Raw genomic sequence first — 10625 nt, 5'->3', positions numbered from 1 at the left:
GGTAATGCACCAGCAGCGTGCGCGGCTCCACGTCGTCCGTGAAGCTGCTTCCGTCGACTTGCACCGTGATCCGGGTCATCGCCCCGCCTTCCCAGAGGTAAGCACCCACCTGCTTCCGATCCTGCTCTTGTGTGATCTTGACCACAAGATCCGATCAGTGGTGAATGGGGCCGGCCTGCTCCGACAGGCGGGTACCGGTGCCGCTCCAGTGGTGGGCGATGAACTCGGCGGCGATGCTGATCGCGGTCTCCTCGGGCGTGCGGGCGCCCAGGTCGAGACCGATCGGGCTGGCCAGCCGGGCGATCTCGTCGTCGGTGAGGCCGGCCTCGCGCAGGCGCTTGACCCGGTCGTCGTGCGTACGGCGGGAACCCATCGCGCCGATGTAGCCGAGCTCCGGCAGCCGGAGTGCGACCTCGAGCAGCGGTACGTCGAACTTCGGGTCATGCGTGAGCACACAGATCACCGTCCGGCCGTCGATCCGCCCGGCCGCCGCTTCCGCCGCAAGATACCGATGCGGCCAGTCGACCACGACCTCGTTCGCCGACGGGAACCGCGTGGCCGTCGCGAACACGCCACGCGCATCGCACACCGTCACCCGGTAGCCGAGGAATGCGCCCACCTTCGCCACCGCCGCCGCGAAGTCGATCGCACCGAAGACCAGCAGCCGCGGCACCGGCGCGTACGACGACACGAACACCCGCATCCCCTCACCGCGCCGCTGTCCGTCCGGCCCGTACTCCAACGTCTCCGTCCGCCCGGACTCCAGGAGTCCACGCGCATCGTCCGTCACCGCATCGTCGGCTCGCTCCGACCCAAGGCTCCCCTGCGTCGGCGCATCGGGCCGGATCACCAGGCGCCGGCCGAGGCGAGCGGGATCCGGATGCGCGACGACGGTTGCCACCGCCACCGGTCGACCGGCGGCGATGTCGTCGGCCACCTCGCCCAGCCACGGGTACGACGTCCGGTCCACCCGCTCAACGAAGATGTCGATGATGCCGCCACACGTCAGTCCGACCGCGAACGCCGACTCGTCGCTCACGCCGTACCGCTGCAGCACCGGCTCGCCGGACTCCAGGATCTCCTCGCCGAGCTGGTAGACCGCGCCCTCGACGCAACCGCCCGACACGCTGCCGACCGCCTCGCCGCCAGGCCCGACCAGCATCGCCGCGCCGGGCTGCCGTGGCGCCGACTCGAACGTGGCCACAACGGTGCCTACGGCAACCGGCTCGCCCGTGTTCCACCACTCCACCAGCCGTTCGAGCACGTCACGCATCGGCCACCACCTCCAGAAGATCCGCAAAGCTGGCCAGGCTGTGCCCCGCGACGAGGTCGTTCAGATGCGGCAGTACGGCGACGATCCCGGCCTGCACCGGCGCATACCCGGCCTTGCCACGGTGCGGATTCAGCCAGACCACCCGATGCGCCAGACTGGCCAGCCGCGCCACCTGGTCACCGAGCTGCGACGCGTCGCCGCGCTCCCAGCCGTCGCTGCACACCACCACGACCGCCCGCCGCGCCGTACCGCGCTGACCCCAGCGATCCAGGAACACCTTCAGCACCTCGCCCAGCCGGGTGCCACCCGACCAGTCCGGTACGACGTCACCCGCGAGCCGCAGCGCGAACTCGGGATCGCGGTGCCGCAGCGCCGGCGTCACCCGGGTCAGCCGCGTGCCGATGGTGAAGACCTCCACCGAACGCGGCGCGACCTGGACCAGCGTGTGCGCGAGTCGCAGCAGGCTGTCGGCGTACGGGCGCATCGAGCCGGACACGTCGACGAGTACGACGACGCGACGCGGGCGAGTGCCGCGGCGGCGGTAGAGGACTCGCGCGGGCTCGCCGACCTGACGCAACTGGGCTCGCAGGGTCCGCCGCGGGTCGATTTCGCCACGGTGCGACGGACGCCGGCGGGCTGCTCGCCGGACCGGGACACGCGGTCGCAGGGTGCTGAACAGTCGCGCCAACTCGGCCCGGTCGGCCGCGGACAACTCGGCGACGTCACGGTGGCGCAGGACTTCCGTCGTACTGGCGGAGACGGTCAGCGACTGGCCACTGTCCTCCCCCTCGGCCGACTCGTCCACGTCGAGCGCAGCCTGCATCGTCGTGGTCGCCGTACGGCGAACTGCCCTGCCGACTCGCTCTCCGGAGAACCAGGCGGCGAACACCTCGTCGTACCGCGCAGTGTCGTCCGGACCACTGCACAGCGCCGCGCGGCCGGCCCAGTACACGTCGGCAGTAGCACCCGCATCCAGCGCGGCCACCGCTCGCAGGAACAGCTGCACCCGGTCAGCCGTAACAGCCAACCCCGCGTGCCGAAGCGCCGAAGCGAAGCCGGTCAGCGCGAGGTCCGATGCGATCATGACGCCAGCAACCGGTCCAAGGACTCGCGGACTCGGTCGGTGTCCTCTCGGTACTTGAGTACGGCGCCCAGCGTTGCGGCGGCCGCCTCGACGTCGAGGGTGTCCGTGCCGAGTGCGTCTAGCGCACGCGCCCAGTCGAGGGTCTCGGCGACGCCCGGCGGTTTCAGCAGGTCGAGGTCGCGCATCCGCTGCACCGAGCGCGCGACCTGCTCGGCGAGGCGCTCGGACACCTCCGGCAAGCGGGTCCGGACGATCTCGACCTCGCGGGCCAGGCCGGGGTGGTCGATCCAGTGGTACAGGCAGCGCCGCTTCAGCGCGTCGTGGATCTCGCGGGTCCGGTTCGAGGTCAGCACGACGATCGGCGGCACCTCGGCGGTGACCGTGCCGAGCTCGGGAATCGTCACCTCGTGCGTCGACAGCACCTCGAGCAGGAACGCCTCGAACTCGTCGTCGGCGCGGTCGATCTCGTCGACCAGCAGGACGGCGGGGCTCTCCCGCAGGGCGCGCAGCACGGGGCGGGCGAGCAGGAAGCGCTCGTCGAACAAGCTCTTCTCGACTTCCTCTGCGCTGGAGTCCGCACTCGTTGCCTCGACCGTGCGCAGGTGCAGGATCTGGCGGGGGAAGTCCCAGTCGTAGAGCGCCTGCGTCGCGTCGATGCCCTCGTAGCACTGCAGCCGGATCAGCTGGAGGCCGAGCGCCTCGGCGATCGCGGCGGCGAGCGAGGTCTTGCCGGTGCCTGGTTCGCCTTCGAGGAGCAGTGGGCGGTGCAGTGCGAGGGCGAGGTAGCCGACCGTGGCCAGGCCGTCGTCGGCGAGGTACCCGGTCCCGCGCAGGCGCTCGGCGAGCTCTGCCGCGGAGCCGACTGCATTCATCTCCTCATCGTCACCCGGCCCGCCCGCCTTGCCAAGGCTCAGCCGATCCGATGCCCCTCCGGCAACTCGTCCACCGTGTCCACATCCACCCCGTCCGCCAGATCCCCGCACTCCACCCCAACCGGCGGATGCTTCCGCAAGTAGGCCCGCGCCCCCTGATCCCCCACCGCACTCGCGATCACCCCGCCCCAATGCTCCCTCCCCAGTACGACGGGATGCCCCGGCGAGCCGTTGTAAACAGCACGCACCAGCGCCCCCGAGTCGGCATGACCCAACACCCGCCGCAACACCTCCTCCGTCAGCCCCGGAACATCCACAGGCACAACCAGCACCGCGTCAGCATCAGGAAGGCTCTTCAGGCCGGCTCGGAGGGAGGCACCCATGCCTTCCTGCCAGTTGGTTGCTTCCACCACCTGCACGGAGTCGTCCAGCTCAGCGGTTACTTGCTCGGCGGAGGCTCCGACTACGACTACTACCGGGGAGCAGCCGGCCGACGTGAGCAAGCGGGAGGCGCGGACAACCCAGGCCATGCCCGCAGGGTCTCGGATGAGCGCCTTGGGAGTGCCCAGGCGGCGGCCGGCGCCGGCGGCTAGCAGGAGGCCTGCGGTCTTCACGCTAGGAGGGTAGCGATTTCACACTCTGAGCAGTGACGTCTGCCACGCAGTCCCGGCGGTCCGGCATGGCACGATGTTTGACGTGACGACTACTGCGGACGGCCCCAAGGCTCTTCCTCTGCTGTTCCTGGGACAGAACACCGACCCGCACTCGGAGCGGGGTGTCGAGTGCCCGGGCGCGCTGCCGCCGGCCTCCGACCCGGACCTGGTCGAGCGGGCGCTGAAGGCGAAGGCGGCGCTCGGTGACCAGGTGTTCGTGCTCGGTCACCACTACCAGCGCGACGAGGTGATCCAGTTCGCCGACGTCACCGGAGACTCGTTCAAGCTCGCCCGGGACGCGGCCGCCCGGCCGGACGCGCCGTACATCGTCTTCTGCGGTGTGCACTTCATGGCCGAGTCGGCCGACATCCTGACCAACGACCAGCAGACCGTGATCCTGCCGGACCTCGCGGCCGGCTGCTCGATGGCGGACATGGCCCGGATCCAGCAGGTCGAGGCGGCCTGGGACGCGCTCGCCGACGCCGGTGTCGCGGACGTGACCGTGCCGGTCACCTACATGAACTCCAGCGCCGACATCAAGGCGTTCTGCGGCCGCAACGGCGGCGCGGTGTGTACGTCGAGCAACGCCGACACCGCGCTGGAGTGGGCGTTCGAGCAGGGCGAGAAGGTGCTCTTCCTGCCCGACCAGCACCTCGGCCGCAACACCGCCGTACTGAAGATGGGCATGAGCCTCGACGACTGCGTGGTGTACGACCCGCACAAGCCGGGCGGCGGCCTCACCGTCGAGCAGCTCAAAGCCGCGAAGATGATCCTGTGGCGCGGGCACTGCTCGGTGCACGGCCGGTTCACCGCCGCGTCGGTCGACGACGTCCGCGCGCGCATCCCCGACGTCAACGTGATCGTGCACCCGGAGTGCCGGCACGAGGTCGTCACGAAGGCCGACCTGGTCGGCTCGACCGAGTACATCATCAACACCCTCGAGAAGGCCGAGCCCGGCACGTCGTGGGCGGTCGGGACCGAGCTCAACCTGGTGCAGCGGCTGGCGAAGCAGCATACCGACAAGAGCATCGTGTTCCTGGACAAGGCGGTCTGCTACTGCGCGACCATGAACCGGATCGACCTGCCGCACTTCGTCTGGGCGCTGGAGAACCTGCTCGCCGGCCACGTGGTCAACCCGATCAAGGTCGACGCCGACACCGAGAAGTACGCGAAGCTCGCCCTCGACCGGATGCTCGCCCTGCCGGGCAAGACCCGGGACTAGTGCGAGACGCGGGCTGGGGCATACCAGGCCGCGAGGATGTCCGGCAGTCGATCGGGACCCCACCGGTCGACTGGCGTGATCCGCCCTTGCAGTGAGGCGAGTCCACGAGCGAGCTCACCCACCACGTCGCCGCGCCAGGAGACAGCAACACCCTCACCCGGACCGACGATGACCGCCGGACCACCGCGTTCGACGCACACCACCGGGCAGCCGGACGCCAGCGCCTCGGTGACCGCCCAGCCGGCGGCCTCACGCAGCGCAGGCGCGAGCAGAGCGTCGGCGCGGAACATCGCAGCCAGCACGTCCTCGCGCGGCAACTGCCCCATGAACTCCACCCGGTCGCGAACCCCGAGCTCCAGAGCGAGCCGCTCGGCACGCCCCCAGTCCGGGCCGTCGCCGATGATCCGCAGCTCCCAGTTGGTCGCCTCCGGTCGCGCCAGCGCGCTGATCGCGAGCAGCACGCCCTTCCACGGGATCAGCCGCCCGACGAACAGCGCCGTCTTGACGCCCGGGCCACCGAACGGCTCGTACGGACCGGACGCGGTGAACCGGCTGATCGCGACGTTCGGCTGGACCACGACCTCGCGCGCGTACTTGCCGAACGCCGCGGCCACATCGTTGTTCTGGGCAACCATCAGGTCGGCGTGCTGGGCGTGCTTGCGCCCGGTCAGGCGACGCCGGATGCCGGTGTAGGTCCGCCGTACCAGCTCGGCCACCAAACCCCGGGGCCCGAGCCAGTGCGCCATCGACAGCGGGGCCGTGGTCGATCCGCCCACCGGGCCCCAGATCACCTTGGCCGACGACGGCTCGACCACGCCGGCCGCCATCCAGTCGACCGCGAAGGTCAGGTGGTGGATGACATCAAACGAATGCTCGGCATGCAGCCGCCGCGCGGTCTGCCGAGCCAGCCGCTGCCACAGCGGGTAGTACCAGTACACGTCGGCCGGCCGGCGGCGCAGCTTGAGCACCCACGCCGGCATCTCCAGCGGTACGACGGTCAGCGACGGAACCGGCCGGATCGCGAGCTCCTCGGCGATCTCGTGCGCGAACTTCCCGCGGGTGAGCAGCCAGACGTCGTGGTCGCGGGCGGCAGCCTTCGCCCAGGCCCAGCCCGCACCCGGCTCCGACCCGCCCTTCGGCCGGCACGCGTACGCGCTGAGCAGGACCTTCGGCCGGGTCGACATCAGCCCATCCCCTCCAGGAGCCTGCGCAGATCCGTGCTCGAGGTCGATGCCGTGTACGGGAAGTAGTGCACGCTGGCGCCGACCTCCCCGAGCAGCCTTTCCAGTCTTGTCCCCTTCTCGGTGCCCTTCCAATCGTCACCTTTGAACAAGACGTCGTACCGCAGCTGCTTCCACATCTCGAACTTGTCGCTGGACCAGTCGCTGACCACCTCGTCGACCAGGCCGAGGGCCCGGACGACCTCCATCCGCTCGTCGTGCGGGACCACCGGCGGCCGGCCCTTGATCCGGGCCACCACGTCGTCCTCGACCACGCCGGCGATCAGGTGGTCGCAGTGCTCGCGGGCCTGGCGCAGGATGTTCAGGTGACCGATGTGGAACATGTCGTACACACCGGGCGCGTACCCGACGACGCCCATCAGCGGGCCACCCCGAGGACGGCCATCTCCCGGTACCACTTGGCGATCGCCGCGGCCAGGAACAGCAGGTTCGCCGCGAGCAGCGCGCCGTACAGGACGGCGAACAGCGCCGGCCAGGCGAAGGTCAGGAAGACCAGGCACAGCACGCCGTAGTCGGTCGGTGCGATGAGCAACGACTTGGCCACCGAGTCGCCACGCTGGTTGGGCTGCTGGGCGCCGCCGTGCCGCCGGCGCAGCTGGTCGATCAGGATCAGCCCGAAGAACAGCACCGAGGACATGCAGACGTAGCCGAGTGGCACCAGCAGCACCAGCTCGTTGCTGAAGGCATCGAAGCGGAAGAACGAGATCAGTACGGCGCTGTGCAGCAGGACGATCTTGACCGCGTCGATCATGTGGTCGAGCCACTCCCCCAGCGGCGAACCGCCGCCGCGCAGCCGGGCCAGCTGGCCGTCCGCGGAGTCGAGTCCGTACCCGAGCACCAGCAGCGCGGTCACCGCGAGCGCGAGCGGCGCCGACGGGCGGACGGTCGCGACCAGCACGATGCCCACCAGCGAGCAGAACCCGGACGCGAGGCTGACCTGGTTCGGCGTCCGGCCGCCCAGGAAGGCGGCGGCCGCGAAGACCCGCCCGATCCGCCGGTTCACGAACCGCGAGTACGCCGGAGTGCCGGCGGACGGCTTCTGCGCGCGGGACAGCTGTCCGACGACGTCCCGCAGCGAGGTAGCTGTCATGCGACCGAGCTGCGTGACTGCCGCTGGTCGATTGCGGCGCGCAGGATCTGGCTGCGGGAACCACGGCCGGCCGGCAGCACGCTGACCAGCTCCGCCGGAATCCCGTCGAACTCTTCGGGACCGAGCACCCCGTCAGTGCCGCCCGCAGCGAAAACGGTCTGCGCCCCCAGGACGCCGGTCAGCCAGTCCGACCGTGCGGCGTCCACCACGACGACCTCGTCGACACAGCGCAGGTGTTCGAGGATCTGTGCTCGCTCGACCAGCGGCACGAACGGCCGCGCACCCCAGGCGTCCACCGCCCAGTCGTCGGTCAGCACGCCGACCACCAGCCGGTCGCATGCCTGCCGCGCGCGTCCGAGCACGTCGAGGTGCCCGACGTGGAACAGGTCGAAGACCCCGGCCAGAAATCCGATCCTCGGCAAATTCTCCCCCAGCAAACTACCGTCCCCCACTTGCCCCGCGACGACTCCGGCCGCTGTCCGCGTGCCGGGCGATCGCATCCGAGTAGATCCTCTCCGTGGCCACGAGATCCCGCTCCGGGGTGAAGCGGTCCAGGTAAACCTGTCGGGCTCGTTCGCCGAAGGCTACCGAAGTCACGGGATCGCCCACCAACCCGATCGCCTTCCGCAGCCCTTCCGGGTCGCCCGGCTCGGTCAGGGCCCCGGTCTCGCCGTCGTCGACCAGCTCAGCCAGCGCCCCCAGCCGGGACGCCACCACCGGTACGCCGTGCGCGAAAGCCTCCACCACCACGAGACCGAACGTCTCATACGAACGGGCCGGTACGACGGCGACGCGCGCGGACCGCAGGAGTTCCATTCCCTCGGCCCACGGTAGTTGACCCTTCACCTGAATCGACGAGTCCCGCGCCGCCCGCGCCTCCGCCTCGGCACGCAGCGGACCGTCGCCGATCACGACCAACCTGCCGAGCGAGGAGTCCCACGCCTGCAGCAGATCCGCGAACCCCTTGTCCTCCACCAGGCGGCCGAGGAACACCACGGCCTCCCCCGGACCCTCGCGCACCAGGCCGGAGTGCGGCACCGCGTGCGGTTTCACCACGATCTGATCCGGGTCGTAGCCGCCGGCGACGTACCGGCCGCGGACGAACTCCGACGGCGCGATCAGGGTGGTGACGTATCGCTGCCAGGTGCGGAGCTTGTGGTGCACGCCGATGCTGGTGGCCAGCGGCAACGTCTGCACCCGGGACTCGCGGTAGCAGCCGTGCCGGACGCCGGCCCACGGAATCCTGCCGACGCAGGATTCGCACGGCCGCCCGTCGCGCTGCAGGACCGCGTTGGCGCACATCAGGCGGAAGTTGTGCAGCGTCGCCACCACCGGCAGGTCCAGCCGGTGCGCCGCCCGCAGCACCGAGGCGCTGAACAGCGGGAAGGTGTTGTGCACGTGCACGACGTCGGGCCGCTGCGCCTGCAATAGCTGTGTTAAATCGCGTTCCGCCGAATATGACCAAACGGAGCGGACCGGTAACAGCGCGCGATCTTTTCGGCCGAGTTGAGCGATATCGTCGCTGTTTCGCACGTACAGGTCGACGTCATGTCCTGAGTTACCGAGCAAATCGACCGTTTGCGCGACAACGGTGTTCTCGCCACTGGGTTGACCCGTCCGGTAACGGTTGTGCAACATGGCGACCCGCATGGCACTACCTTAAGTCTCGCGGTGGCTACACCTGGTTGGTTCCGGACTGACATCGACCAGGGCCGCCTCACCCGGAGGGTGCAATTTGAGGAAGCTGTGGTTCGCAGCGCTTATCGCGGCTGCGCTCACCGTCGTTACAGTCGCGCTCCCGGTCATCGCCAACCAGAAGAACGCGACAGAGGCCGTGAAGTCACGCGCCGCCAGTGATCCGGTGAGCTCCGGCGTCCTCCCCTCGCACCGCACCTCGAAGACCCCCGCTGCGACGGTCCCACCGAAGGCGGCCGCGACCGCGGCGCCCGCCAAGAAGCCGGCCGCGACGCCGCCCGCGTCCACCAAGCCGAAGCCGACCAGCACGCCCACGACCACGACGAAGGCTCCGGCTGCCCCGGCCGCGGACGTCGGCGACGTCGGCCCGGCTGTCGCGGGACCGTGCAGCGGTGTGGTGATCAAGCCCGGCCAGAACGCCCAGTCGATCGTGAACTCCAAGCCCGCTGGTACGACGTTCTGCTTCGCGGCCGGCCTGCACCGGATCACCGAGACGATCCGGCCGAAGGCGGACACCACGCTGGCGAGTGCGGCCCGCGCCGTACTGACCGGGTCGGTGCCGCTGACCGGCTGGACGAAGTCCGGGGCTGCCTGGGTGGTGCGTGGCGCACTGCCGGCGGCGTACGGGATGAGCGGGCAGTGTGAGGACAACAAGGCGAACATCTGCCACCTGCGTGAGCAGGTCTTCGTCGACGGGACGCACCTGACCCGGGTGGCGAGCCTGGCCGCGGTCAAGGCCGGCACGTTCTACGCCGGCTACGCCGCGAACGCAATCTACCTCGGCAGCAACCCGGCCGGGCACGAGGTCGAGATGTCGAAGACGAAGACCGCGATCGAGTCCGGTGCAACCGGCGTGGTCGTGCGCGGCCTGACCATCGAGCACTTCGCCAGCGCCCCGCAGGCCGGCGCGCTGGTCTCCGGCCCGGGCTGGACGGTGACCGCCAACGACGTCCGCTGGAACCACGCCGTCGGCGTGATGCTGGTGCAGGCGAACAACACCCGGGTCGAGAAGAACCTGATCCGCAACAACGGCCAGCTCGGCCTCGGGCAGTACGCCTCGGCCGCGGCGACCGTGACCCGCAACGTGATCACCGGCAACAATACCGACGGGTTCTGGATCGCCGACTGGGAGTCCGGCGGGATCAAGTCGACCAAGTCGTCCGGGACGGTCAGCGGCAACCTGATCAAGCAGAACAAGGGTGTCGGGATGTGGGCCGACGTGGCCGACGACGGCCGGGTGATCAGCGGCAACCAGATCGTCGGGAACGCCGCCGACGGGATCCGCTACGAGATCAGCCGCAACGGCACGATCGAGAACAACACGATCAGCGGCAACGGCTTCGGCACCGGGCGCGGGTCCGGCACGTCGCTATGGGACGGCGGCGGCGTCAACGTCAACACCTCGACCGACGTGACGGTGCGGAACAACGTTGTCTCCGGCAACGTCAACGGCGTCACCATCCAGTCCCGCACCCGCGGCAGCGGGCCGTGGGGC

General features: G+C 69.9%; 11 protein-coding genes. 2 read left to right on the top strand and 9 right to left on the bottom strand.

The window, feature by feature from the left end; all coding sequences use genetic code 11:
- Positions 1–154: 154 nt before the first annotated feature.
- Genes ACWCOV_RS41065 through ACWCOV_RS41050 form a run of 4 tightly spaced genes read right to left on the bottom strand, consistent with a single transcriptional unit; the run spans position 155 to position 3843 of the window.
- On the bottom strand, positions 155–1273 hold the full coding sequence (locus ACWCOV_RS41065; RefSeq protein WP_449834801.1) for an XdhC family protein: 1119 nt from the start codon (positions 1271–1273) through the stop codon (positions 155–157).
- Positions 1266–2357 (bottom strand): vWA domain-containing protein, encoded by a 1092-nt coding sequence (locus ACWCOV_RS41060; protein WP_449834800.1) that lies wholly within the window; start codon positions 2355–2357, stop codon positions 1266–1268. Before ACWCOV_RS41060 ends, ACWCOV_RS41065 begins: the two co-directional genes overlap by 8 nt.
- Entirely contained in the window at positions 2354–3229 is an 876-nt protein-coding gene (locus ACWCOV_RS41055; RefSeq protein WP_449834799.1) for an AAA family ATPase, read from the bottom strand. The genes ACWCOV_RS41060 and ACWCOV_RS41055 overlap by 4 nt, the downstream gene beginning before the upstream one ends.
- Before the next feature lie 38 nt (positions 3230–3267).
- On the bottom strand, positions 3268–3843 hold the full coding sequence (locus tag ACWCOV_RS41050; RefSeq protein ID WP_449834798.1) for a nucleotidyltransferase family protein: 576 nt from the start codon (positions 3841–3843) through the stop codon (positions 3268–3270).
- A gap of 82 nt (positions 3844–3925) precedes the next feature.
- On the opposite strand from ACWCOV_RS41050, the gene nadA reads away from it, so the two are divergent.
- A complete protein-coding gene (gene nadA, locus ACWCOV_RS41045) occupies positions 3926–5104 on the top strand; it encodes a quinolinate synthase NadA (RefSeq protein WP_449834797.1) in 1179 nt (392 codons plus the stop codon).
- Here nadA and ACWCOV_RS41040 read toward each other — a convergent pair.
- The 5 genes from ACWCOV_RS41040 to ACWCOV_RS41020 are packed head-to-tail and all read right to left on the bottom strand — an operon-like array spanning position 5101 to position 9073.
- Positions 5101–6288 carry a glycosyltransferase family 4 protein gene (locus ACWCOV_RS41040; RefSeq protein WP_449834796.1) on the bottom strand — a complete coding sequence of 396 codons (1188 nt, stop codon included), beginning with the start codon at positions 6286–6288 and terminating at the stop codon, positions 5101–5103. The genes nadA and ACWCOV_RS41040 overlap by 4 nt on opposite strands.
- Positions 6288–6704: an adenylyltransferase/cytidyltransferase family protein gene (locus tag ACWCOV_RS41035; RefSeq protein WP_449834795.1), complete on the bottom strand. Its 417-nt coding sequence runs from the start codon at positions 6702–6704 to the stop codon at positions 6288–6290. Before ACWCOV_RS41035 ends, ACWCOV_RS41040 begins: the two co-directional genes overlap by 1 nt.
- Positions 6704–7435 (bottom strand): CDP-alcohol phosphatidyltransferase family protein, encoded by a 732-nt coding sequence (locus ACWCOV_RS41030; protein WP_449834794.1) that lies wholly within the window; start codon positions 7433–7435, stop codon positions 6704–6706. Before ACWCOV_RS41030 ends, ACWCOV_RS41035 begins: the two co-directional genes overlap by 1 nt.
- Entirely contained in the window at positions 7432–7857 is a 426-nt protein-coding gene (locus ACWCOV_RS41025) for an adenylyltransferase/cytidyltransferase family protein (protein ID WP_449834793.1), read from the bottom strand. The genes ACWCOV_RS41030 and ACWCOV_RS41025 overlap by 4 nt, the downstream gene beginning before the upstream one ends.
- 16 nt (positions 7858–7873) lie before the next feature.
- A complete protein-coding gene (locus ACWCOV_RS41020) occupies positions 7874–9073 on the bottom strand; it encodes a glycosyltransferase (RefSeq protein WP_449834802.1) in 1200 nt (399 codons plus the stop codon).
- A 97-nt stretch (positions 9074–9170) separates the two neighbouring features.
- Here ACWCOV_RS41020 and ACWCOV_RS41015 point away from each other — a divergent pair.
- The coding region (locus tag ACWCOV_RS41015) for a right-handed parallel beta-helix repeat-containing protein (protein ID WP_449834792.1) at positions 9171–10625 on the top strand (1455 nt) is incomplete at its 3' end.

The organism is Kribbella sp. NPDC002412, assembly GCF_053592935.1.
The sequence above is the reverse complement of the archived record's forward strand: the minus strand, read 5'-3'. Positions and strand labels throughout refer to the sequence as shown.